The organism is Vibrio sp. (assembly GCF_050299255.1).
Taxonomy (GTDB): Bacteria; Pseudomonadota; Gammaproteobacteria; order Enterobacterales; family Vibrionaceae; genus Vibrio.
The window spans coordinates 48517-71667 of record NZ_JBNKVP010000005.1 but is presented as its reverse complement, the minus strand read 5'-3'; the positions used below and the strand labels follow the sequence as shown (position 1 = coordinate 71667).

The following is a 23151-nucleotide window of genomic DNA, read 5'->3' as shown; positions in this document are numbered from 1 at the left end:
TTGTTATGTCGATTCACCTGGTTATTATTGATGCGCTAAACCTGATTCGCCGGGTCCACTCTGCCCAGCCGGACAGCGAAGATATTGCCCGCACCATAGAAACCACCTCCCGCACGCTGACGCGAATCATCAACGAAACCCAGCCCAGTCATATCATCGCAGTATTTGACCACCACCAGCAGGACAGAGGCTGGCGGGCGGAACTGCTGCCGCAGTACAAGCAAAACCGCAAACCGATGCCGGAGCCGTTGCTGCGGGGCTTAGATGCGATTCAACAGGCCTGGTGGGAGCTGGGTATCGATTCACTGTTGTCCGAAGGAGATGAAGCGGACGATCTGGTCGCGACCCTGGCGGTGAAAGTGGCCAGTCACGGCGAAAAGGTGACCATCATCTCGACCGACAAAGGCTACTGTCAGCTGCTGTCACCGACACTGCAAATCCGTGATTACTTTCAGCATCGCTGGCTTGATGCGCCGTTTGTGGAAAAAGAGTTTGGCGTTAAGCCTGAACAACTGGCGGATTACTGGGGCCTGGTGGGTATCAGCTCCAGTCAGGTACCGGGCGTGGCAGGGATAGGTCCGAAAGCGGCCAAAGAGATACTCAATCAATTCAACGATATCGAGCAGGCCTATGCCAGCGATCAGTTGGCAGAGAAATACCGCAAAAAGCTGCTCGCCGATATCGACGCCGCCAGAATCTGCAAACAGTTGGCGACGCTGAAAACCGATATCGAGCTGGGCTTTAACCTGCAGGATATTCGCTATCATCCGCCATCTCGCTGACCGGGCAGAAGCCAACGAATTACGGATGTAAAAACACCACCGGCTGCGGTGGTGTTTTTTTATATCTCGCTTGCGTCGCCGCGGTCATTAATGGGGCGAAATATTGGACAGCGACTGAACGTGCACGGTGATCTCTTCCCGGTCATGGTAGAGATGCTTGGCCTGCAGCTTGAATTTGACCTTGTTTTCGATCAAGAACAGCTTGAGGTTTTCAATGTCTTCCAGCACTTCGTCATAACGGCCTTTCATCGGCAGTTTTAAGTTGAATATCGCTTCCTTGGCCCAGCCGCGGATCAGCCACTCCCCCATCAACTGAGCAACCCGGGACGGCTTTTCGATCATGTCACACACCAGCCAGGTGACATTCTTACGCGCCGGTTCAAATTTAAAGCCATCTTCCTGGTGGTGTTTAACCTGGCCGGTTTCCATCAGGCTGTCGGCCATCATGCCGTTGTCCACCGAGTGGACAAACATCGAGCGCTTGACCAGCTGATAGGTCCAGCCACCCGGACAGGCACCCAGATCGACCCCCCACATCCCGGGCGCCAAACGTTCGTCCCACTGTTCACGGGGAATAAACACATGGAATGCTTCTTCCAGTTTTAACGTCGAACGGCTCGGCGCGTCGGCCGGAAACTTCAGCCGCGGGATCCCCATAAAGAACGCTGAGTTGTTCTGAGTCAGCGAATAACCGACATAGCAGTGTCCCGGTGCCACAAAGCAGATATGCAGTACCGGTTTTTTCGGATTGTCTTTTTGCAGCAGGATGCCTTTGCCTCGCAGGGCCTGGCGCATAGGGACGGTAAACTTGCGACAGAATTTCAGCAGCTCTTTCGCCTGGTTGGTATCAGGAGTCTCGATACGCAGGTCACCACAGCGCGGCAAGGCTTCGCAGTCAGCCAGCTCAGTCAGGATCGGCGAAATGCGGTCATCGCTCGGCAACTGGCTGAACTCGGCGGCTACCGCAAACATTTGCCGGGCGAAAATCAGGCTCTGAAAATCCAGCTGGCTGACCAGCTTGGCCGCATCACCATCCTGATAACACTCAAACAGCACATAGCCGCTGTTGTTGGTCACTCTGGGGAAACCATACACTTCCAGCTGGGTCGCCTTATCCTGGATTTCACCGGCGCACTCTTTTTCAAAACCGGCCCGGCAATAGATCATTAACTGTTTCACTTGTTCTCCTCATTGATCTGAATTGCAGCGAAGACAAAACTTCCCCAACCAAGAATAAAGCTAAGCCCGCCCAGAGGGGTGATCGGACCAAACCATTTCATTCCCGTCAGCGCCAGCGCGTATAAGCTGCCGCTGAAACAAAGGACGCCGATGATAAAGCAAATTGCCGCAATGAAAAAATATTTTTCCGCCCGTTGACCGCCCAGGCGCACTAGCAACGCGCATGCGATGATGGCCAGCGCGTGCAGCATCTGATAGAGCACACCGGTATTGAACACCTCAATCATCGCCGGAGATAACAGGCTTTTCAGGCCGTGAGCGGCAAAAGCCCCCAAAGCAACGCCCAGTCCGGCGAACAGGCCACCGATGGCGAGAAAGTTACGACTGCGCATGGTAAACCTCATCAATAAACCCGGCCAGTTTTTCAGCCGCCTGCTCGATATTTTGTTCCAGGGTATAACCTGAACGCTTCCGGGGGTTGAAACTGTGGTCGCCATCCGCCAGCCAGTGCATACTCACCGCAGAACTGAACGCGATCGGTTCGAGCTCCTCGCGATTGCCAAACGTATCCCGCTCCCCCTGCAGAATCAGGGTCGGTTTGTCGATGGTGGTGAGGTGATCCCCTTTCCATTTGTCCGCTTTACCCGGCGGGTGGAACGGAAAGCCGAGGCAGGCAATACCGGCCACCTGCGGATGGTCACTGAGCAGACTGGCCATGCGTCCTCCCATAGATTTTCCGCCGATCACCACCGGTCGGTCACCCTGTTGTTCAATGACCTGAGCAAAGGCTTCCAGCAGCTTGGGCGCTCTGTCAGGCGGGCGCTTTTTGCCGTCTTCAGCCCGTTTGACCATGTAGGGGAAATTAAACCGCAGCACCCGAATGCCGTGTTTGGCTAACTCTGAGGCAACAAGGCTCATAAACTCGTGGTCCATGTCCGCTCCGGCGCCATGGGCAAAAATAAACAGAGGGTCGCCCTGTTGTCCGTCATGGCGATATTCAGTCATCCAGCAGTTCCTCCTGTTCACTCTGCGCTTTGGCGATCATCCAGTCTCTGAAGGTGGCAATACGGCCCATGTCCGCCTGCTTTTCATGGCACACCACATAGAACGCATTCTTGGTGACCAACACCTGGTCAAACGGTGCGATTAGCCGTCCGGCTTCAATCTCCGGCTGAGCCAGCACATTATTGCCCAGAGCAATCCCCTGGCCGTGCGCAGCGGCTTGCAATACCATGGTCGAGTGGCTGAAGATCGGCCCGTGGTTGAGGTTGATCCCCTCCAGGCCGTAATGTTTGGCAAACTGCTTCCAGTCTTTGCGTGACGTATCGTGCAGCAGGGTATGCTGAGTTAGATCCGCTAATGATTCCAGTGGCTTAGTGCCCAGCAGCAGCGAAGGCGAACAGAGCGGGATCAGAAACTCCTGATACAGCTTATCGGCACGCAAGCCCGGCCAGTTCCCGCGGCCATAATAGATCGCCACATCAACATCATCGGTCAGCGACCCTTCAGCCATATCCACCGCTTTGATACGAACGTCAATTTCCGGTTCCCGCTGGTTAAAATCGGCCAGTCTCGGCACCAGCCACTGAATGGCGAAACTCGGCGGTAAGCTGATGGTCAGCGCCCCTTTCTCGCTGCGTTCCAGCACTTTATCGGTCGCTTCCGCGAGAGAAGAAAAAATATCTTTAATATCGAGAAAATAGCCCTGGCCTTCTTCGGTTAACAGCAAAGAGCGGTTGCGGCGCCGAAATAACTTTAAGCCAAGAAATTCTTCCAATGCCTTAATCTGATGGCTGACGGCAGCCTGGGTAACAAACAGCTCTTCTGCGGCACGGGTAAAACTCAGATGCCGCGCAGCGGCTTCAAACACCTTGAGCGAGTTCAGTGGGGGTAATCTTCGGGACATAGCCAATCTCAGCAAAATTATGATTAGTTTTTTTTATCTGAAACATTATAAATTGTCCGTTGTCTATCGACCAGATAAATTCTATATTTCCCCCCGCAACGCTAGCCTGTACGGCTTGATTCTCTCAGAATCAGTAGGTTTAGTTGTTGCGATGTTGTGTTTGCAAACTCGTTTTTCGAGTTAGGTAGATTTCTACCAAAGTTTTGTTTCTTCATCCCTGAAGCAAAACTCATACTTCCTGTATTTATTTTTATTTGACCTGTCTGTCAATTTGAGCACCGCCTTTGGGCGGTGTTTTTTTTTGCCTCTAGATTGGAGCTAAACCACGCCTGGTTCGGTTTGTGCCAATAAAAAAAGCGCTCCCCTCAGGCAGCGCTTTTATCAAATCGTCACGGTTATAATGGTTACGGACGGTAAACTTTGACGTTTTGGAAGCCCTGCTCCTGCAGGTACAACGCCTGCAATCGACTCATAACACCACGATCGCAGTACAGCAGGTAGTTTTTCGACTGGTCCAGATCGCCAAACTGGGTACCCAGTTTGTAAAATGGCAGGTGACGCACTTCCACACCGTCGATTTCCAGCGGATTGTTCTCTTCTTCATCCGGGCTGCGGATATCCAGTACCACCGCATGTTGCTCTACCGCCTGAACCTGTTCCACTTCCGGTGCCGCTTGCTGGCTTTCCGCTTCGATATCACGAATGTCCATCACCCGCGCGTTATACACCACCTGGTCCAGAATCGAGAAGTCAAACTTGGCTTCTTCATTCTCAAGCTTCTCTTTAACCGCTTTGACCGTCGGTTTCTTCGAGATCACACCACAATATTCCGGCATGGTCTTGGCAAAGTCTTCGGTGCCAATAACGCGGGCTAAATCGATGATGTCTTCTTTGTCCCAGTTGATCAGCGGACGCAGGATCAGGGTATCCGTAACGCCGTCTATATGACGCAGGTTGGTCAGAGTCTGACTGGACACCTGGCCCAGCGCTTCGCCGGTCACCAGCGCCTGAATACCGAATTTTTCCGCCACCATGCCACCGGCGCGCATAAACATGCGTTTCAGTACCACACCCATCTGACCGTCGTCGACTTTTTCCAGGATCTCTGCCACGACCGGTTCAAAATCCACCGCGATGAATTTCACTTTGGCCGAGGAGCCGTATTTGTTCCACAGGTAGTGGGCCACCTGTTTCACGCCGATCTCATGCGCCGGACCGCCCAGATTAAAGAAGCAGTAATGGGTTTTCGAGCCGCGTTTAATGTGCAGGTAGCTGGATACGCCAGAATCAAAGCCACCGGAGATCAGGCTCAGTACATCTTCCTGTGTGCCGAGCGGGAAACCACCCAGGCCTTTATGGCGGGCGATAACCTGGTTAAGCAGTTCACCGGAAATTTCGATATTGACGGTTACGTCCGGGTTTTGCAGCTTCACTTTGGCCGTTTCGACCGACTGGTTCAGCCCGCCGCCGACATATCGCTCCAGCTCAATGGAGGTGAAGTCATGCTTACCACGACGCTTAACCCGCACCACAAAAGTTTTGCCTTCGATTTTACTGCGGTTCAGTTTCAGTACCTGCAGGTAGATATCGTGCATATCGGTAAACTGCGACTGCTGCACTTCCAGCACATGGTGGATACCCGGCGTGTGAGTCAGCACTTGCAGTGTTTCCTCGTAGTAGCGGTCATCCTGAGCCGTCACCTCGATATGGTCACGACGGTTAAACACCGCCACCGCTTCCGTCCGGTTCTTAAGAATATTACGAATATTGCACTCTAAAATCCTTGTGAAGCGCTTACGGACCGATTCACTTTTTACAAAAATCTCTGGATGGGGCTTTACAATAAATTTCATAGTTAAATTCGCAACTTAAGTTATCGCTGTATCTCTGGCCACGTTTCGCACTGCAAGCAAATTGCCGCGGGAAGTCACTGCCAGGCTAAGGGCGCAAGATTATACATGAGCTTGCCGGCAGAAAAAAGGCGAGCCATCAGACTCGCCTTTTTATCTGTCGATGCCGGGTTAGCGCACCACAGGGACTTCTTCACTGAACAGCGGTTCGCCCTGCATGATGCTGATCTCAACCCGACGGTTGCGGGAGCGTTGTAATTCGGTGTCGTTCGGCCCGAGCGGATCAGTATCGGCCATACCGCGTACGCGTAATCTCTGGTGGGAGAAACCGCGCACTTTTTCCATCTCTTGCGCCACGGAAACGGCACGCTGCGACGACAGATCCCAGTTAGAACGATACAGCTCCGAATCAAGCCGCTGGTTATCGGTGTGGCCAGATATCCGCACGATACCGGGAATATCCTTAACCAGTTCAGCAATCTGGCGCACCAGAGGTCGGAATTTTGGCTGCAGGAATGCCGAACCTTCCGGGAACGCCCCTTTCTCGCGGATTCGAATTACAATCTGCTGACCGAGGTTTTCCACTTCAATCGCTCCCTGATCGATTTCCCGCGCCAGTGCCTTCTTGATGCTTTCCAGCAAGGCTTCCATCTCGTCTGACATCGCCTGCGCAGACTGCTGCTGGTTGCTGTCTGACTGAGAGTTCTGATTATCCTGAGTGGAGGTTTCCGGTGACTGACCACCAGTCAGGTCGCCTAACTCACGTTGTGTACCACCAGCCCGGTCAGACTCTCCCTCATGAAACTCAAGAGTTTGCTGGGTAATGTCGATAGTCTGCTGCATGATCACATCGATCGGCGTCGGTTCAGGCCGGCCAGGACGAAACTCCTGGGCAATAATCGAGGTACCTTTGGGGATGTCTTTCACTTCCAGCTGATTCTGAACCCCGAACGCAAATTTCATTGAACCGGCGATCTGTTTGAATTTTAAAACGTCCATCTCTGAAAACGACAGCAGCAGGACGAAAAAGCACATCAACAGTGCCATCAGATCGGCAAACGTCCCCATCCATTGCGGTAGCCCTGGCGGCGGACATTTACAGGGTTGTTGTTCCATGCCGTGCTCCTTACTCGTTATCTACGTCCAGTGCACGTTTACTTTCGTTGAGGTAGTTTTTCAGGTAGCTGTCGATCACGCGCGGGTTCTGGCCATCCTGAATCGCCAGCACGCCATCCATAATTAAACGGCGGTTAAGCTTTTCCTGCTCACGGCGCAGCGAAAGTTTGTCGGCAATCGGGAAAAACAACATGTTGGCCATCACCGCGCCGTACAATGTGGTTAATAGTGCCACCGCCATCGCCGGACCGATCGCTTTCGGGTCATCCATGTTCGATAGCATCGCCACCAGGCCAATCAGGGTACCGATCATACCCATCGCCGGCGCGACATCACCATAGGCACGAAACACACCCGAGCCCTGCTCGTGGCGCTCATCGGTTAAGGCGATGTCTTTTTGCAACGCCGCCCGAACCACGTCGGCGTCGTGGCCGTCTACCAGCAAATCAATCCCTTTTTGCATGAAACTGTTGGAAATTTCCATCTCTTCCAGCGCCAGGAAACCACCTTTACGCGCCGCGTCCGCCATCTCAACCACTTTGGCGATCAGATCTTCCGGATTGTCGGCCTTAAACATAAACGCTTTGCCGGCGATCTTGGCGGCGCCAAAAAACTGCCCCATGGTAAATTTCATCAACACCACAAAGGTTGAGCCGCCGACGACGATCAGAATTGATGTCACATCGAAGAACATCATCATGCTGCCGCCCAAAATCATCGCCATGATGATAAAAGCAAAGCCACCTATCAGCCCTATCAGCGTTGCTAAATCCACAAAGCACTCCTCATGCAATCTTTTTCTTCTCTCGAATTATATCGGCAAGATACTCTATTCTTTAATTACTTTCTTACTACGCTCTTCACACAAACGGCAGTAGATGCTGTTTTGACTCTTTTATGAACGCTATTGGGCCGCAAATAAAGCGGCGGCTGGCACATCTTCTGCAGGTATCGACTTTTCCGACAAATTTACCTGGTTAAATTTGACCAAGCCTACGCCCTAAGGTAACTTTCCCCCATCATTAGCAAACTCGACAGATTATGGCTAGTAAGAAACCCGAAAACATGACGTTCGAAGCCACCCTCGAAGAGCTCGATGGTTTGGTTGAACAACTTGAAAATGGCGAACTGGCCCTCGACGATGCGTTGAAAAATTTTGAACGCGGCATCGCACTGGCACGAGCAGGCCAGGCTAAACTGCACGATGCAGAACAACGTATCAGTATTTTATTGCAAAATGACGATGAAGCTCCGCTGAGCGAGTTTCAACCGCCGGCAGAATAATTGAGAGAATGAAGATTCAATGCTAACGGCATTATCCACCTACCAGGAACGCAATAATCAGCAACTGAATCTGTGGCTGAACCAACTACCGCATCAACAGCAACGGCTGATCGAAGCAATGCGTTACGGTTTACTGCTGGGCGGCAAACGCGCCCGTCCTTACCTGGTCTACGCGACTGGCACCATGCTGGGCTGTGAATTAACCGATTTGGATACCCCGGCATCGGCTGTAGAGTGTATCCACGCCTACTCGCTGATCCACGACGATCTGCCGGCCATGGACGATGATAACCTGCGCCGGGGTCAAGCCACCTGCCACATCCAGTTTGACGAAGCCACTGCCATCTTGACCGGTGATGCCTTGCAAACACTGGCTTTTTCCATTCTGGCTGAAGGGCCATTGGCTGAAGTGGCGGAAAGGTATCGAATCACCATGATCCAGAGCCTGGCCAGCGCGTCTGGCGCACAAGGCATGTGCATGGGTCAGGCGCTCGATCTGGAAGCAGAAAACCGCTCGGTTGCTTTGGCGCAATTGGAACAGATCCACCGTTTTAAGACCGGGGCATTGATGAAAGTTGCCATTAAACTTGGTGCTTATGCCGCGGGAGAGAAAGGCGTGGCCATTCTGCCGCAACTGGAACAGTATGCAGAAGCTGTCGGTCTGGCCTTCCAGGTTCAGGACGATATTCTGGATATCATTAGTGATACCGAAACGCTGGGCAAACCCCAGGGTTCGGATCAACAACTGCACAAGAGTACCTACCCGGCCTTACTCGGTTTGGAAGGCGCTCAGCAAAAAGCTCATGCTCTGTTGGATGAAGCGCTTCAAGCGCTGGAAGCAATCCCTTACAATACAGAGTTACTTGAAGCGTTCGCCCGATATGTCATCGAGCGCAAAAATTAACACTATAAGCGCGCATTTATATGACTCTTGATATTTCTAAATATCCTACTTTGGCACTGGCTAATTTGCCGGATGAGCTCCGTAGCTTGCCAAAAGAAACATTGCCCGCACTGTGCGACGAATTACGCACTTACCTGCTTAACTCCGTCAGCCAGTCGAGCGGCCACCTGGCATCGGGTCTCGGCACCGTTGAACTGACCGTGGCACTGCATTACGTTTACCAAACACCTTTTGATCAACTGATCTGGGACGTTGGTCACCAGGCTTATCCGCATAAGATTCTGACCGGCCGCCGCGAACAGCTGCCAACAATTCGTCAGAAAGATGGGCTGCACCCTTTCCCATGGCGTGAAGAGAGCGAGTACGACACCTTATCTGTCGGTCACTCCTCCACCTCGATCAGCGCCGCGTTAGGTATGGCAATCAGCGCGAAAAAAGAAGGTAAAAACCGTAAAGTCGTCAGTGTGATCGGCGACGGTGCGATCACCGCAGGGATGGCGTTTGAAGCCATGAACCACGCCGGCGATATTCATCCGGATATGCTGGTGATCCTCAATGACAACGAAATGTCGATTTCCGAAAACGTTGGGGCGCTGAACAATCACCTGGCGCAGCTGCTGTCAGGAAACCTGTATACTTCTATCCGTGAAGGCGGCAAAAAAGTGCTGTCCGGAGTCCCGCCGATTAAAGAGCTGGTACGCCGCACAGAAGAACACCTCAAAGGCATGGTGGTTCCGGGCACCCTGTTTGAAGAACTGGGTTTCAACTACATCGGCCCAATCGATGGTCACGATGTCAACGAGCTGGTCAAGACACTGAAAAATATGCGCGAACTGAAAGGTCCTCAGTTTCTGCATATCATGACCAAAAAAGGCAAAGGCTATGAGCCGGCGGAAAAAGATCCGATCGGCTACCACGGCGTGCCTAAGTTTGACCCGAACCATACCAGCCTGCCGAAAAGCAATAACAACCGTCCAACCTTCTCCAAGATCTTCGGCGATTTCCTCTGCGACATGGCGGCCCGAGATCCCAAGCTGATGGCGATTACGCCGGCGATGCGCGAAGGCTCGGGCATGGTACGTTTTTCCAAAGAGTATCCGGAGCAGTATTTCGATGTGGCGATTGCGGAGCAGCACGCGGTCACGCTTGCTTCCGGTATGGCCATCGCAGGCAATCACCCGATTGTGGCAATATACTCGACCTTTTTGCAGCGCGGCTATGACCAACTGATCCACGATGTGGCGATCATGAACCTGCCGGTGATGTTTGCCATCGACCGGGCCGGTATCGTCGGCGCTGATGGTCAGACTCACCAGGGCGCGTTTGATCTCAGCTTCCTGCGTTGTATCCCAAACATGGTGGTGATGGCACCGAGTGACGAAAATGAGTGTCGCCAGATGCTCTACACTGGCCACCAGCATCAGGGGCCGACGGCAGTACGCTACCCGCGCGGCAATGGTTGTGGCACGCCACTGGAAAGTGACTTCACTGCTTTAGAAATCGGTAAAGGCCGCGTAGTGCGTCAGGGACAAAAAGTTGCCATCCTGAGCTTTGGTACTCTGCTGCCCAATGCCATCCAGGCTGCTGAAGTGCTGGATGCCACCGTAGCCGACATGCGCTTTGTCAAGCCGCTTGACCAGGCGCTGATTAAGCAACTGGCCGCCGACCATGATGTGTTGGTGACGTTAGAAGAGAACGCCATCGCTGGCGGCGCAGGCTCAGGAGTGACTGAATACCTGATGAGCGAGAAAATTGCCAAACCGGTGCAGAATCTGGGTCTGCCGGATCGGTTTATCGCTCAAGGCAGCCAGGAAGAAATGCATCAGGAGCTGGGCTTAGATGCGGCGGGTATTGAATACTCCATCCGCACTTACCTGGAAAAGTAATCTTGCTTTGAGACACAAACGCCCTCCGACCGGAGGGCGTTTTTTTTATCTGCCCGCATCTAGCTACTATTCGGTTTGTGCGGTTATCAATTGTGCCAATTCGTCCTGCCAGCCAAAACGGGATAGCAGTTGCTGCCAGGTATCGTCTAATGAGGCCGTAAGCCGCAAGTTCTGCCCGGTAATCGGGTGGCGAAATTGCAGTGAGGAGGCGTGCAGCATCAGTCGCTGGCAGGCAAAGTTATCTCGAAACAGGCGATTGTGCCGACCATCACCGTGGGTAGTATCACCGATAATCGGGTGACTGAGGTGATGCATATGACGGCGTAGCTGATGTTTACGGCCGGTTTTCGGTTGCATCTCGACCAGACCGTAACGACTGGTGGCAAAGCGGCCGGTCGAATACGGCACTTCCACTTGCGCCAGAGGCCGGTAAGATGTCACGGCCGGTTGCGGCGGTTTGTCTTCGCTGGAGAATTTATCTGCTATCTTATCGCGCTCGACACTTAACGGGTAATCCAGCACCGCCGCTTCAGTTATCCAGCCACGCACCACCGCATGATAGGTTTTCTCAATATCGTGTTCGGCAAACATCGGCATCACTTTGCTGGCCACTTCAGCCGACAGGGCAAATACCAGTACGCCAGAGGTCGGCCGGTCGAGCCGGTGCAGCGGGAACACGTGCTGACCTATCTGATCACGCAGGGTCTGCATCACAAACTGGGTTTCGTGCTTGTCCAGCCAGGAGCGGTGCACCAGCATCCCGGCGGGCTTATTGACGGCCACCAGATAATCGTCCCGATAGATAATCTCTAGCATCACTGGCCTACCTGATCGATTTTACGTAAGATCGCCACGATAGGCTGATACTGTTGCTGCTCTTGCCATACCTGTTCAAAGTAGTTGGCGATAGCGAAACCGCTCGGTAATGGGTGACCAGCCTGGATAACCGCACTGAATTTCGGGATCAGAACCCACTGCAGCCATTGGTGCGGTGTTAAACTGTCAACGGCGAATGGCGCCGTGCTGGCAAGAGCCTGCGGCGAAGGTGGCTCGGCTTGCCACAGCTGCTGATGTTTAAGCTGGCGTTCCAGCTGACTCAGCAGTGCGAGCATGGTCTGGTTTCTGTTCATCTCGGTAAGTTTCTTACCCGGTTACCTTGAAATTTGGCCATAGGGTACCATTTAATGTCAAAAGAGCGCGAGAACATCTAATCACATGACTACCATTCATACCCTTTCAGAGCTGCTGGCCAACAGTGACTGCCAGTACAAAATTTTCGACCTGGGTCGCCGCATCAGTGAAATCGACACCAATACCTTTAGTAAGATTGAACAAGGTTTACAGCCGTACCCTTACCCGATGCAACGTCACGCGCACCTGGCTATCGCCTACTGGAATCAGCAGAAGCAGCCCTGGATCTGGTTTATCAAGTTTGAACTGGATGAACGCAGCTTGTTAAAACAGGCCGATATCGGTCAGTTTATTAAATACGTTATCGAAGCGATGGGGACTCGCCTTAATCAGCAGATGAGTGACGAGCAGCAGCAGAAGCTGGCGAACAACCCTTACACCTTCAAACCGGCAGAAGACAAAATGGCGCTGTTCCACAGCCTGATCCGCGCCAGCCTGGACCTCCCTGCCAGCCAGTACTATGAACACGCCCAGCACTACTTTAGCGGTGGACTCGGCTGGCAAAACTGGCAGACGGTTGGGCTGCAGGGCATTAGCGACATGGTTTGCCGCTTAGGCAAGGAACAAAATAGCCCGCTAGTGCTAAAAGCGTTAGCAAACCTGCCGGCCCAGCCACTGTATGCCACTTTAGGCTGCCTGGAACATATCCAGTTGCCGGATAAATTAGCACAGCGGATTGCTGACATGGCCCGCGAGCAGGTAAACGCTACCGATCCCGATCTGTTTTTGTTGTCGGCCCAGATGCGTGCCTTGTCAGGGGCAAATCCCCCGATAGCGACAAAAGTTCTCCAATCTATCCTGGCCAGTGCCCGACTGAGCCACCAGGAAGTATTGATTGGCGTGGCTGGCCGTGCCTGGCACCTGTTGAGCGACGCGAAAATCGCTGAGCAATTTCTGTTGCGGCTGGCCCAAACCGGTAATCAGGCGCTGTTTAACCAGCTGTTTGCTGACCTGGTGATGTTACCCGAGTTGCGGCCTGTACTGCTGAATCTGCTGCACTCCAACCCATCAGCAGAACTCGCCGATGCTCTGCTCAAGTTGCACCAATCCGCAACTAAGAGCTAACCAATGATCAGTGATTTATTTGCCATCCTGGGCCTTAGCCTGCTCTGCTTTCTGTTCTGGCAGCAGCGGCGTCAGGCGGAATTAGCCAGAAAAGCGATAGAGCGTAAATGTCAGCAGTTGGAACTGCAGCTGCTGAGCGTTGCGTTGGCTAATCACCGGCTGAAAACACCCGGCGGCCAATGGCGCTGGCATACCGTGTACCAGTTCGAATTTTCTTCTCTTGGCGATGACTGCTACCAGGGCAGGCTGATCATGCAAGGCTTTCGCCCGCTTCATTTCGACTTACCCCCTCACCACTTCTAGACAAATTGGCCAACGAAATCATTCCGACACTCGTTGGCCTGAAATCATACTGAGCTAACTCTCAATAGAGCAAAAAACCTAAACGAGAGCCACTATACATTTACAGCCACTAAACCTTTAACCTAATCACGATTTGAACAATAGGTGGTTTAAATTTTGTTCAAACGGCTGTTTTAATGAGGTTGCATTAACAAAAAGTTTTCAAATTAATAACATCAACCAGTTATAAGGATGTGGCATGGCAGCTATTTTTAACCGTAAGGCGCTGAGCAAGCGCCAGTTTTCCGGATTCGTCTCCACGTTAAGCTTGTTAGCGCTGAGTATTCAATTTGCCCATGCATCAGGCAAGTCAGAGATGAATAGCGACGAAAAAATCTCTAAGTTTGGTGAATATTCAGGTTACTCAACAGAGCAATATGATTCCTGGCAGGTCAGCTCACAGTACATCACTCTGGAAGACGGTACGCGCCTGGCGGCCGATATCATACGCCCAGCGGTTAATGGCAAAGTCGTCGAGAAACCAATGCCCGTCATACTGTCGATGTGGCGTTACCACCGCAACAGTACCGGTTACCGCCGTTTTCTGGCCGAATCAGAAGGTCAGCCGGTCGATGACACTAAGTACTCACTGCTGGACGACGACCCTGTGCTTGAGCATCTGGTTAAAAATGGTTACACCGTCGCCAGCGTTTCGGTTCGCGGCAGCGGCGCCTCTTTTGGTCGTGATGTCGGGATCTTTTCTCGCAAAGAAACCGCTGACACAAACGAGGTCATCAATTGGTTGGCAAAACAACCCTGGAGTACTGGTAATGTAGGGATGTACGGTCTTTCTTACATGGGTATCACCCAGTATATGGCCGCCAGTCTGCATAACCCGGCTTTGAAGGCCATCGTCCCTGATGTTGCTCTGTACGATCTGTACGATATCTTCTACGATGGCGGAATTTACAAAAATGATTATGTTAATCAATGGGGTGAAGCGGTTCAGGCCCTGGATACTATCATTCCGTCCATCCCCGTCGACAGTGATACGGACGGCCAGCTACTGAAGCAGGCAATGGTTGAGCACGAGGCAAACTGGACACCACAGACACCATTTACTAACGGCCCTTTCCGCGACATTGAGCAACATGAATGGAACTGGAAAAACTACGGTCCAATCGATGTCATCGACAAGATCAATCAATCCGGTGTGCCGATTTACCACTACTCAGGTTGGTACGATGCTTTTGTCGCCCAGACCCCACGCATTTTTAACAACTATCCTGGACCAGACGCGCTGCTGATTGGCCCCTGGGGTCACGACAAGTGGAATGAAGCCATCGACCAGGAACGGATAGACGTCAACAGCGTCCAGCATTTACGTTGGTACGACCGCTGGTTGAAAGGCATAGAGAACGGTATCGAAAAAGACGACAAAGTAAATTACGCCGTTATCGATGTGCCGGGAGAGAAGTGGCACTGGGAAAGTTCACCAGCTTGGCCAATCGCGGGCATTCAGGAACAAGTGCTGTATCTAAGCGGTGACAAAGCCAATTCGGTCGAATCACTCAACGACGGTAGCCTGGCGTTCAATCCGATTCCGTCTGTCGGCAATAATGGCTTCAAAGTCGACATCACCACTACCACTGGTACTGCATCACGCTGGGATAACTGTACCGGTGTCGGCCCACTGCTCTACCCGGATATGACCGCGAACGATAAAAAGTCACTGACCTACACGACCTCGGCATTGTCAGAAGACATGACGGTGGTTGGCTATCCGATGATCAAACTGCAGGCCAGCAGCGACAAACCGGACGGCGATTTCCATGTGCTATTAGAAGAAGTGGAAGCTGATGGTACCACCCATCTGGTGACTGAGGGGCAATTACGCCTGTCAATGCGTAAAAAGGATGCAGAGCAAAAAGCCAGCTGGCACGACGGCCTCTGGCGCCGACAAAACCAGCAAGATGTGCTGCCGGTAGAGCCTGGTCAGTGGTATGACGTAGAAATTGAACTGATGCCGACCGCTTACCTGTTCAACCAAGGTAACCGGATTCGCATTACAGTAATGGGCGCGGATAAAGATAATGCTGTGTTACCCAAGTACCAAGATGCCAAACTGGCAGTACAATTCGGTGGTGAGCAGGGTTCACAGCTAGTATTGCCGGTAAAGCAGAGCTAACGTAACACCCTGATGAATGCGGCCAGCCTAGCTGGCCGCATGTTCTGTTACCTCAGCCAGAAATTCGAATTCCAGGTACGGTCCGTAAATATCCCTTTTCTCACTAACCAATTCAAATCCCAGCTTTTGCAAGATAGCGATCGACGCCACATGATGACGATTGGCGGTAGCAGTTACCCGGCTTAGCCCCAGTTCACGTACCGCTTTCGGGAAGAAGGCGCAGAGTGCTTCACTGCCATACCCCTGCCCCCAGAAAGTCTTATCGAAAATAAACCCCAGCTCCGGAGTACTGTCCAGATCTGCGATAAACACATGGCCCATGTATTCCCGGCTGTTGTTGTCCAGCACCGCCATGCAGTGTAGCTGTTCATCATGCAGTACTTTTGAAAACAGCTGCTTGGCCGACGCCACACTATGCGGACCATTCATCTCTGCACGGTTTTTGGCGCAGATATTCAGCAACATAAAATCGCTGAGCAGCGATTCGTCATAGGGCCTTAGCAGAGTCCGCCTGGTTACAATAGTCACTTGTCGTCCTTGAACTGGTCGTCTGCCAGACGATCAACTCGCCTCCAGACTAGAAAATAGTGTTTTAATTCGTTAATGAAATAGCAGCAACGCAGCGGCATTAACAGAGAGCAAATACACGAGAAAAGCCCCGACACCTGAGTATCGGGGCTATAGTCTCACTCGCAGCAGTCCGGCTACAAAATAATGCTCCCTGCATCATCCGTAATAGTGGCTGATTCCATCAGCTCAATCCTTTCTTCGCCTTCCTAGCGGTGTCCTGATCGTCCTGACAGCTAACTTTCCCGTTAGCACACATCACTTGATCCCTGAGCGGTGTCCTTCCATCGTCCTGATGGTGTCCTGGTCTCTGTCCTAGAGATGTCCGTTGTCGTCCGTGTCGCTGCTATCCTGTCAGCGTGTCGTATCCTTACAACGTCCTTTGGCTCCTTGCTAGATTCCCCATCCGGGTAACCTACTCTTCGTCCTGAAGATGACCAAATCCCTGGTGCTTTCCTGTTCCCTGTCGACCTCCTGCCGACAGAGATAACTATACGTTATTCCGGTTCTGACACAACGCAGCGGAAAAATATTTTTGCGCCCCAGTGACGAACAAAACCAACCGCGCTATTTGATTTCAATACGTTAGCTCACCATTGTTCCTATTTTCCGGTACAAATTTCTCTTTTTCGCACACGCCGTGTGAGAGATCTCTTACACGCGAAAGCCAATATTGATATTCGCCTTAAGTCTGTTTGCGCGTATCATGGAGTAAAACCGCAACAAGGACTGCCATGATGCTTACAAAAGACGTCACTGACGAGCTGCATGCCGTAATGGAGCAACTCGAACAGCAAGGTAAACAGCCTACTGTAGCCTTAGTCAAAGCCAGATTAACCACCCCAATCCCAATGCCCGCTCTGGTCACGGCGATCAAGAGCTGGAAAAGTGCCCACCGGGTTCCGAAAGTCGAGGTTGCCGCCCAGCCGGCTGAGCCAGAGACTATCGCCCAGCTACAGCAACAGGTGAATGAGCTGACCGAACGTGTCAACCAACTTGAAATTAAACTGAGCGAAAAGTTGGCAGATCAATGAAGATATGGGTTGATGGTGATGCCTGCCCTAAGGTGATTCGGGATACGCTGGTACGCGCGGCAGAAAGGACCGGGCTTACACTCACATTTGTGGCCAACCATGCCTTGCCGCTGCCAAGCCGCAGCAATATCCACATGCGCCAGGTGGAAAGTGGTTTTGATGTGGCCGACAATCAGATTGTCGCTTGGGCAGAAAAAGGCGATCTGGTGATCACATCCGATATTCCTCTGGCCGATGAGGTGATCACCAAAGGAGCGATGGCACTGAGCAGCCGCGGGGAACTGTTTACTCCGGATACGATCAAGGCCAAGCTCAACGTGCGCGATTTTATGGATACCATGCGTTCGAGCGGCATTCAGACCGGCGGTCCAGCGCCTTTATCCCAGACGGAGCGACGCGAGTTTGCCAACCACCTGGACCGAATCCTGGCCAGAGCAAAAAGATAACCCAAGTTTGAGTAAAACAATTAAGGCCTGCATCACTGCAGGCCTTATTTTTAAGCCAATCTCTGGCATCTTATTTAACTTACGCTGAAGTTATGGCGTGTAATAAGTCGCCGCACCCGGACCGACCGGCAGCCCCAGTACGAATACCCAAACGTAGAACAGCAAGCTCCAGCCTACGATAAACACCATTGAGTATGGCAACATAGTGGCGATCAGGGTACCGATACCCAGATTCTTCACATAGCGGGTCGCCACAGCCAGGATCAGACCAAAGTAGCTCATCATCGGCGTAATGATGTTGGTGGTCGAATCACCGATACGGTAAGCCGCCTGAATCGTTTCCGGCGCATAACCGACCAGCATCAGCATAGGAACAAAGATGGGGGCCGTTACCGCCCACTGCGCTGACGCCGAACCTATCATCAGGTTGATAAAGCCACACATCAGGATGAAAGCGAAGAACAGCATTGGGCCAGTCAGGCCGATGCTTTGCAGAAAATCTGCGCCGGCTACTGCAAATACCTGGCCAAAGTTAGTCCATTTGAAGAAAGCGACAAACTGGGCAGCGAAGAACACCAGCACGATGTACATGCCCATTGACGACATCGACTTCGACATGGCATCGATAACATCCCGATCGGTTTTCATCGTGCCGACTATGCGGCCGAAGACAAAACCCGGAATGGCAAAGAAGACAAAAATAAACGCGACGATACTCTTCAAAAATGGTGAACCTGCTACGGTACCAGTCGCCGAGCGCAGCACACCGTCTTCAGGCACAATGGTCCAGGCCAACAGCGCGCTGACAATCAGCACGGCGATACCGGCCATTTTCAGACCTTTCTTCTCAAGAGCAGTTAGAGCCCCCATCTGATCCTTGGACAGGTCTTCAGCCGCCTGTTCCACGTTGTATTTGCCCAGTTTCGGCTCAACGATTTTTTCCGTCACCAGTGCGCCCATACCCGCGATGAAGAAGGTAGAAACAAACATGAAGTACCAGTTCACCTCAGGACCAACGGTGTAATTCGGATCGATCATCTGAGCGGCAGTTTCGGTAATCCCGGACAACAACGGGTCAACGGTACCGATCAACAGGTTGGCCGAGTAACCACCCGAAACACCGGCAAATGCCGCTGCCAGACCAGCCAGCGGGTGACGTCCTAAAGAGTGGAACAGCATCGCTGCCAAAGGAATAAGAACGACATAACCCAGCTCAGAGGCGGTATTGGAGATAATACCGGCAAAGACGACCGTCACCGTTACCATACGCTTAGACGCGCCCATCACCAGGCCACGCATGGCGGCGGACAGCAGGCCGGAGTATTCGGCAATCGCCACCCCCAGCATCGCAACTAATACAGTGCCAAGCGGGGCAAAGCCAACGAAGTTACTGACCAATTTGGTCACGATCAGTTGCAAACCTTCTGCGTTTAGCAGGCTGACCACTCGGATCATGCCATCAGCCGCACGACCAGCAGCGCCTTCTGGGCGCGGGTCAGCAACAGCGACGTCAAAATAGCCGGCGATTCCGGATGCCACCAGAATGGCAAGACAGAAGAGAGCAAAAAGAGTGATTGGGTGAGGCAACAGGTTGCCCAAATATTCCACCGCATCTAAGAAACGGGTAAATAACGGTTTCTTGGCGGCAGGTTGTTTTATCGAAGCAGACGAACTCATCTGTTTCCCTCCATGTAGTGATTCCTGTTGACAGTCAGAGCACTGTCAAAAACGCCGCGCAGATTACTTTAGGAAATGGTGAAATAGAAATCCAAAATGTTACAAATCATTTCATTTATCAGGTTAATAATTTACAAAAAGGCAAAATAACTAGTTATATTAACCATATAATCAACCCAAACCAGAATTATCGTTTGTTTAAATATTAATCTGTCGCGCCGTGATGTTAAGACCAAAAAGCGGACAATGGCCCGGAGTCGTTTGAGGCCAGTCGACCTGGAATTGGCTCCGATTTGGCTGCGATTGTGGTATGTTAGCGGCAACTATTTTCGGGAGAGCACAGATGCACGCGATCGCGCCTATCGGCTTGATTCATAGCCCCTATAAAGAAAAATTCGCCGTTCCACGTCAACCCAGGCTGGTGCCCAGTGCGACGGCCAGAATCGCCTTAACCGGCGAGGCCAACTGTCTGGAAGCGGTGCGTGGTCTGGATGCGTTTAGCCATCTGTGGCTGCTGTTTCTGTTTGATCAGAACCTGGAAGCTGGCTGGAAACCTACGGTACGGCCGCCTCGGCTGGGCGGCAACCAGCGAGTGGGCGTGTTAGCGTCGCGTTCGACCTTCAGGCCCAATGGCATCGGCATGTCAGCGGTCGAGATGCGCGGTATTTGTCAGGATAAAGATCAAATCTACATTGATGTCGGCAGTGTCGACCTGGTGGATGGCACACCGATCGTTGACATCAAACCTTACATCCCCTACTCCGATGCCATCCCGGATGCTATTGGTGGCTACGCCGGAAGCGAACCAGAAACTTTGGATGTATGTTTCTCGGCCAGCTGTCTGGCCGAGCTCAATCGGCGCCGCGACGCCGCGCATGTCAAGGCGGTGATTTGCGAAGTATTGGCCCAGGATCCCCGCCCTGCTTATAAAAAACAGAGTCAGGACGACAAGATTTATTCGGTAAAACTGTTCGATCTCGACGTTAAGTTTCACGTCAGCGCGAAACAGGTCGAGGTAATCGCGGTTGAGTACTTTTGACAAACCCAAATGGCTGCTATTATAAGCGGCTTATTTCCGTTCCCTGCCAGGCAGGGAATCACCTTTCAACTCTATTAAACGGATACCATCAATGCGTACCAGTAACTATCTTCTTTCTACATTGAAGGAGACTCCAAACGACGCAGAAATCGTGAGCCACCAGCTCATGTTACGTGCCGGTATGATCCGTAAGCTGGCTTCAGGTCTTTATACCTGGCTGCCTACAGGTCTGCGCGTACTGCGTAAAGTCGAAAACATCGTTCGTCAGGAAATCGATAATGCCGGTGCAATCGAGACCTTGATGCCCGTTGTGCAGCCGTTTGAACTTTGGGAAGAGACAGGTCGTTCTGAGAAGATGGGCCCCGAGTTACTTCGCTTTACTGATCGCCATATGCGTCCGTTTGTACTAAGCCCGACCGCTGAAGAAGTGATCACTAGCCTGGTGCGCAACGAGGTAAGTTCATACAAACAGCTTCCGCTGAACCTTTACCAAATCCAGACTAAATTCCGTGACGAACGCCGCCCTCGCTTTGGTGTGATGCGCTCACGTGAATTCTCAATGATGGACGCCTACAGTTTCGACATCGATAAAGAAGGCCTGCAAAAATCGTACGATGCAATGCACGATGCATACTGTAAAGCCTTTGACCGCATGGGGCTGGATTACCGTCCGGTACTGGCTGACAGCGGTGCAATCGGTGGCAGCGGCTCACAGGAGTTCCACGTTCTGGCAGAAAGTGGCGAAGACCTGATCGCCTTCTCAACTGAGTCTGACTACGCAGCCAACCTCGAAAAAGCAGAAGCGCTGGCTCCGGCAGAGCAAGCCGACGCACCAACTCAGCAAATGGAGCTGGTTGATACGCCAAACGCCAAAACCATCGCTGAGCTGGTTGAGCAGTTCGGCCTGCCAATCGAAAAAACCGTGAAAACGCTGTTCGTCAAAGCCTCTGATGAAGTCGATGCTCCGCTGATCGCGCTGATTATCCGTGGTGACCACGAGCTGAACGAAGTGAAAGCCGAAAACCTGAAAGAAGTTGCCGCGCCACTGGAAATGGCAACTGAAGATGAAATCCGCGCCCTGATCGGTGCAGGTCCAGGTTCACTTGGCCCGGTAGGTCTTAACCTGCCATTTATCGTCGACCGCACTGTGGCAGTCATGAGTGATTTCGGCGCCGGCGCCAACATCGATGACAAACACTATTTCGGTATCAACTGGGGTCGTGACGTCGAGCTCGGCCAGGTAGAAGATCTGCGTAATGTCGTGGAAGGCGATCCTAGCCCATGTGGCCAGGGCACTATCCAGCTTAAACGTGGTATCGAAGTTGGTCACATCTTCCAACTGGGCAAAAACTACTCAGAGAAGATGAATTGTGGCGTACTGGGCCCTGACGGCAAGAACGTAATTCTTGAGATGGGTTGTTACGGTATCGGTGTCACCCGTGTTGTGGCGGCAGCGATTGAACAGAACCACGATAAGTACGGCATCATCTGGCCTGACGCCATCGCGCCTTTCCAGGTTGCGATTGTACCGATGAACATGCACAAGTCTGAACGCGTTCAACAGGCGGCAGAAAAACTGTATGCCGATTTGACGGCGGCGGGTATTGATGTGCTGTTTGACGACCGTAAAGAGCGCCCGGGCGTGATGTTCTCTGATATGGAACTGATCGGCGTTCCGCATACGATTGTGATCGGTGAGCGCAGCATGGATGAAGGTAACTTTGAGTATAAAAACCGTCGTAGCGGAGATAAAACTCCGGTTGCGATGGCCGATATACTGGCCCACCTGCAGCAGCAACTGGCGGGCTAAGGTCAAATTGAGTCACAAAAAAGGGTTGATATGTTTATCAACCCTTTTTTTATTTGCCTGTCGCTTGAAAGCACTATTCCAGTGGAGCCGTCGGGGCCTGACAACCCGGTTTGGCTTCAGCAAACGGCACGTCGCGCAGTTCATCGGCATTGCCGTCAATCAGCTCACCGAAGTGAAAAATACCAAACTCACCCGGCTTCATGCGGTGCCAGTTTTCATTGCCGGTCAAAGGCTGGGTAGCGATCACGGACACGATATCGTTCGGTGTGGTCTCTTCCTGGAAGTTAATTTCCACATCTTCATCCAGCAGTGCCGCTTTACCAAATGGGGCACGGCGGGTGATCCAGTACAGGTGGTTGGTACAGTAAGTCACCACATAGTCGCCGTCCGAGAGCAGCATGTTAAATACGCCCTTGGCCCGCAACTGCTGGCAGCACTCGGCCACGAAGCGAAACACCCCCACCATGTCCTGCGGTGGTTCCGGATAACGCTGCTCCATCTGCTTCAACAACCAGCAAAATGCCAGCTCGCTGTCGGTTTCACCAACCGGGCGATGACGACCCGTATCAAAGTCCTGGTATTCGCTTAGCTGACCATTGTGGGCAAAAGTCCAATAGCGCCCCCACAGCTCCCGGGTGAACGGATGCGTGTTTTCCAGGGTAACGCCGCCTCGGTTGGCCTGGCGGATATGACTGACCACCGCACAACTTTTGATCGGATAGTTCTGCACCAGTTCCGCTATCTTGGACTGGCAACTGGGGTTCGGATCCTTAAAAGTACGGAAGCCTTTACCCTCGTAAAAGGTAATCCCCCAGCCGTCCCGGTGCGGCCCGGTTTTACCGCCGCGCTGCATCAGTCCGGTAAAACTAAAACAGATATCGGTTGGCACATTGGCGCTCATCCCGAGCAACTCACACATGAATCTATCTACTCCTTATTCCGCAA

At 52.3% G+C, this 23151-nt stretch carries 23 protein-coding genes; 11 read left to right on the top strand and 12 right to left on the bottom strand.

Going from position 1 to position 23151, the window contains the following annotated elements; genetic code table 11:
• The first annotated feature begins 5 nt into the window (after window positions 1–5).
• Window positions 6–782: a flap endonuclease Xni gene (gene xni / locus ACQY6F_RS03420; RefSeq protein ID WP_428772191.1), complete on the top strand. Its 777-nt coding sequence runs from the start codon at window positions 6–8 to the stop codon at window positions 780–782.
• Window positions 783–869: 87 nt separating this feature from the next.
• Here the strand turns inward: xni and rlmM are convergent, their stop codons facing one another.
• The 7 genes from rlmM to pomA all read right to left on the bottom strand — a co-directional run bounded on the left by rlmM (window position 870) and on the right by pomA (window position 7608).
• Window positions 870–1961 carry a 23S rRNA (cytidine(2498)-2'-O)-methyltransferase RlmM gene (gene rlmM, locus ACQY6F_RS03415; protein WP_428772190.1) on the bottom strand — a complete coding sequence of 364 codons (1092 nt, stop codon included), beginning with the start codon at window positions 1959–1961 and terminating at the stop codon, window positions 870–872.
• Window positions 1958–2353: a DUF423 domain-containing protein gene (locus ACQY6F_RS03410; protein ID WP_428772188.1), complete on the bottom strand. Its 396-nt coding sequence runs from the start codon at window positions 2351–2353 to the stop codon at window positions 1958–1960. Before ACQY6F_RS03410 ends, rlmM begins: the two co-directional genes overlap by 4 nt.
• A complete protein-coding gene (locus ACQY6F_RS03405) occupies window positions 2340–2966 on the bottom strand; it encodes an alpha/beta fold hydrolase (protein WP_428772186.1) in 627 nt (208 codons plus the stop codon). Before ACQY6F_RS03405 ends, ACQY6F_RS03410 begins: the two co-directional genes overlap by 14 nt.
• Window positions 2959–3867 carry a transcriptional regulator GcvA gene (locus ACQY6F_RS03400; RefSeq protein WP_428772185.1) on the bottom strand — a complete coding sequence of 303 codons (909 nt, stop codon included), beginning with the start codon at window positions 3865–3867 and terminating at the stop codon, window positions 2959–2961. The genes ACQY6F_RS03405 and ACQY6F_RS03400 overlap by 8 nt, the downstream gene beginning before the upstream one ends.
• 404 nt (window positions 3868–4271) lie before the next feature.
• Window positions 4272–5720 (bottom strand): tRNA uracil 4-sulfurtransferase ThiI, encoded by a 1449-nt coding sequence (gene thiI, locus ACQY6F_RS03395; RefSeq protein ID WP_428772183.1) that lies wholly within the window; start codon window positions 5718–5720, stop codon window positions 4272–4274.
• A 168-nt stretch (window positions 5721–5888) separates the two neighbouring features.
• Window positions 5889–6833, bottom strand: a complete 945-nt coding sequence (locus ACQY6F_RS03390; RefSeq protein WP_428772181.1) for a flagellar motor protein MotB — start codon at window positions 6831–6833, stop codon at window positions 5889–5891.
• 10 nt (window positions 6834–6843) lie between these two features.
• Window positions 6844–7608, bottom strand: coding sequence for a flagellar motor protein PomA (gene pomA / locus ACQY6F_RS03385; RefSeq protein ID WP_428772179.1), 765 nt, complete (start codon window positions 7606–7608; stop codon window positions 6844–6846).
• A 266-nt stretch (window positions 7609–7874) separates the two neighbouring features.
• On the opposite strand from pomA, the gene xseB reads away from it, so the two are divergent.
• Genes xseB through dxs form a run of 3 tightly spaced genes read left to right on the top strand, consistent with a single transcriptional unit; the run spans window position 7875 to window position 10907 of the window.
• On the top strand, window positions 7875–8117 hold the full coding sequence (gene xseB, locus ACQY6F_RS03380; RefSeq protein WP_428772177.1) for an exodeoxyribonuclease VII small subunit: 243 nt from the start codon (window positions 7875–7877) through the stop codon (window positions 8115–8117).
• A 19-nt stretch (window positions 8118–8136) separates the two neighbouring features.
• Window positions 8137–9021: a (2E,6E)-farnesyl diphosphate synthase gene (gene ispA, locus ACQY6F_RS03375; RefSeq protein WP_428772176.1), complete on the top strand. Its 885-nt coding sequence runs from the start codon at window positions 8137–8139 to the stop codon at window positions 9019–9021.
• Window positions 9022–9041: 20 nt separating this feature from the next.
• Window positions 9042–10907, top strand: coding sequence for a 1-deoxy-D-xylulose-5-phosphate synthase (gene dxs, locus ACQY6F_RS03370; protein ID WP_428772174.1), 1866 nt, complete (start codon window positions 9042–9044; stop codon window positions 10905–10907).
• Between the two features lie 66 nt (window positions 10908–10973).
• Here dxs and truC read toward each other — a convergent pair whose 3' ends face one another.
• Complete coding sequence (gene truC / locus ACQY6F_RS03365) at window positions 10974–11723, bottom strand: tRNA pseudouridine(65) synthase TruC (RefSeq protein WP_428772173.1); 750 nt, start codon at window positions 11721–11723, stop codon at window positions 10974–10976.
• Window positions 11723–12037 (bottom strand): YqcC family protein, encoded by a 315-nt coding sequence (locus ACQY6F_RS03360; RefSeq protein ID WP_428772172.1) that lies wholly within the window; start codon window positions 12035–12037, stop codon window positions 11723–11725. Before ACQY6F_RS03360 ends, truC begins: the two co-directional genes overlap by 1 nt.
• An 85-nt stretch (window positions 12038–12122) precedes the next feature.
• Between ACQY6F_RS03360 and ACQY6F_RS03355 the strand changes: the two genes are divergently transcribed.
• The 3 genes from ACQY6F_RS03355 to ACQY6F_RS03345 all read left to right on the top strand — a co-directional run bounded on the left by ACQY6F_RS03355 (window position 12123) and on the right by ACQY6F_RS03345 (window position 15633).
• Complete coding sequence (locus ACQY6F_RS03355; protein WP_428772171.1) at window positions 12123–13163, top strand: DUF3549 family protein; 1041 nt, start codon at window positions 12123–12125, stop codon at window positions 13161–13163.
• Window positions 13164–13166: 3 nt separating this feature from the next.
• On the top strand, window positions 13167–13466 hold the full coding sequence (locus tag ACQY6F_RS03350; protein WP_428772169.1) for a DUF3301 domain-containing protein: 300 nt from the start codon (window positions 13167–13169) through the stop codon (window positions 13464–13466).
• A gap of 238 nt (window positions 13467–13704) precedes the next feature.
• Entirely contained in the window at window positions 13705–15633 is a 1929-nt protein-coding gene (locus tag ACQY6F_RS03345) for a CocE/NonD family hydrolase (RefSeq protein ID WP_428772168.1), read from the top strand.
• Between the two features lie 27 nt (window positions 15634–15660).
• On the opposite strand, the gene ACQY6F_RS03340 is transcribed toward ACQY6F_RS03345, so the two are convergent.
• Entirely contained in the window at window positions 15661–16161 is a 501-nt protein-coding gene (locus ACQY6F_RS03340; RefSeq protein ID WP_428772166.1) for a GNAT family N-acetyltransferase, read from the bottom strand.
• Between the two features lie 776 nt (window positions 16162–16937).
• On the opposite strand from ACQY6F_RS03340, the gene ACQY6F_RS03335 reads away from it, so the two are divergent.
• Both ACQY6F_RS03335 and ACQY6F_RS03330 read left to right on the top strand, forming a co-directional pair.
• Complete coding sequence (locus ACQY6F_RS03335; RefSeq protein WP_428772216.1) at window positions 16938–17234, top strand: hypothetical protein; 297 nt, start codon at window positions 16938–16940, stop codon at window positions 17232–17234.
• Window positions 17231–17680, top strand: coding sequence for a YaiI/YqxD family protein (locus ACQY6F_RS03330; protein WP_428772165.1), 450 nt, complete (start codon window positions 17231–17233; stop codon window positions 17678–17680). Before ACQY6F_RS03335 ends, ACQY6F_RS03330 begins: the two co-directional genes overlap by 4 nt.
• 90 nt (window positions 17681–17770) lie before the next feature.
• Here the strand turns inward: ACQY6F_RS03330 and ACQY6F_RS03325 are convergent, their stop codons facing one another.
• Entirely contained in the window at window positions 17771–19357 is a 1587-nt protein-coding gene (locus tag ACQY6F_RS03325) for an AbgT family transporter (RefSeq protein WP_428772163.1), read from the bottom strand.
• A 343-nt stretch (window positions 19358–19700) separates the two neighbouring features.
• Here ACQY6F_RS03325 and tsaA point away from each other — a divergent pair, with 343 nt between their 5' ends.
• Window positions 19701–20396 carry a tRNA (N6-threonylcarbamoyladenosine(37)-N6)-methyltransferase TrmO gene (gene tsaA / locus ACQY6F_RS03320; RefSeq protein WP_428772161.1) on the top strand — a complete coding sequence of 232 codons (696 nt, stop codon included), beginning with the start codon at window positions 19701–19703 and terminating at the stop codon, window positions 20394–20396.
• Window positions 20397–20487: 91 nt separating this feature from the next.
• Window positions 20488–22206 (top strand): proline--tRNA ligase, encoded by a 1719-nt coding sequence (locus ACQY6F_RS03315; protein ID WP_428772159.1) that lies wholly within the window; start codon window positions 20488–20490, stop codon window positions 22204–22206.
• 73 nt (window positions 22207–22279) lie between these two features.
• On the opposite strand, the gene ACQY6F_RS03310 is transcribed toward ACQY6F_RS03315, so the two are convergent.
• On the bottom strand, window positions 22280–23125 hold the full coding sequence (locus ACQY6F_RS03310; protein WP_428772157.1) for a class II glutamine amidotransferase: 846 nt from the start codon (window positions 23123–23125) through the stop codon (window positions 22280–22282).
• Between the last annotated feature and the right edge of the window lie 26 nt (window positions 23126–23151).

Bases quoted from the DNA above. Each gene is read 5' to 3' on its own strand.
- ACQY6F_RS03315 (WP_428772159.1), top strand. From the start codon at position 20,488: ATGCGTACCAGTAACTATCTTCTTTCTACATTGAAGGAGACTCCAAAC.
- ACQY6F_RS03345 (WP_428772168.1), top strand. From the start codon at position 13,705: ATGGCAGCTATTTTTAACCGTAAGGCGCTGAGCAAGCGCCAGTTTTCC.
- tsaA (WP_428772161.1), top strand. From the start codon at position 19,701: ATGCACGCGATCGCGCCTATCGGCTTGATTCATAGCCCCTATAAAGAA.
- ispA (WP_428772176.1), top strand. From the start codon at position 8,137: ATGCTAACGGCATTATCCACCTACCAGGAACGCAATAATCAGCAACTG.
- thiI (WP_428772183.1), bottom strand. From the start codon at position 5,720: ATGAAATTTATTGTAAAGCCCCATCCAGAGATTTTTGTAAAAAGTGAA.
- ACQY6F_RS03400 (WP_428772185.1), bottom strand. From the start codon at position 3,867: ATGTCCCGAAGATTACCCCCACTGAACTCGCTCAAGGTGTTTGAAGCC.
- ACQY6F_RS03405 (WP_428772186.1), bottom strand. From the start codon at position 2,966: ATGACTGAATATCGCCATGACGGACAACAGGGCGACCCTCTGTTTATT.
- dxs (WP_428772174.1), top strand. From the start codon at position 9,042: ATGACTCTTGATATTTCTAAATATCCTACTTTGGCACTGGCTAATTTG.
- xni (WP_428772191.1), top strand. From the start codon at position 6: ATGTCGATTCACCTGGTTATTATTGATGCGCTAAACCTGATTCGCCGG.
- ACQY6F_RS03390 (WP_428772181.1), bottom strand. From the start codon at position 6,833: ATGGAACAACAACCCTGTAAATGTCCGCCGCCAGGGCTACCGCAATGG.
- ACQY6F_RS03350 (WP_428772169.1), top strand. From the start codon at position 13,167: ATGATCAGTGATTTATTTGCCATCCTGGGCCTTAGCCTGCTCTGCTTT.
- xseB (WP_428772177.1), top strand. From the start codon at position 7,875: ATGGCTAGTAAGAAACCCGAAAACATGACGTTCGAAGCCACCCTCGAA.
- ACQY6F_RS03330 (WP_428772165.1), top strand. From the start codon at position 17,231: ATGAAGATATGGGTTGATGGTGATGCCTGCCCTAAGGTGATTCGGGAT.
- ACQY6F_RS03360 (WP_428772172.1), bottom strand. From the start codon at position 12,037: ATGAACAGAAACCAGACCATGCTCGCACTGCTGAGTCAGCTGGAACGC.
- ACQY6F_RS03410 (WP_428772188.1), bottom strand. From the start codon at position 2,353: ATGCGCAGTCGTAACTTTCTCGCCATCGGTGGCCTGTTCGCCGGACTG.
- ACQY6F_RS03310 (WP_428772157.1), bottom strand. From the start codon at position 23,125: ATGTGTGAGTTGCTCGGGATGAGCGCCAATGTGCCAACCGATATCTGT.
- ACQY6F_RS03335 (WP_428772216.1), top strand. From the start codon at position 16,938: ATGCTTACAAAAGACGTCACTGACGAGCTGCATGCCGTAATGGAGCAA.
- truC (WP_428772173.1), bottom strand. From the start codon at position 11,723: ATGCTAGAGATTATCTATCGGGACGATTATCTGGTGGCCGTCAATAAG.
- ACQY6F_RS03355 (WP_428772171.1), top strand. From the start codon at position 12,123: ATGACTACCATTCATACCCTTTCAGAGCTGCTGGCCAACAGTGACTGC.
- ACQY6F_RS03325 (WP_428772163.1), bottom strand. From the start codon at position 19,357: ATGAGTTCGTCTGCTTCGATAAAACAACCTGCCGCCAAGAAACCGTTA.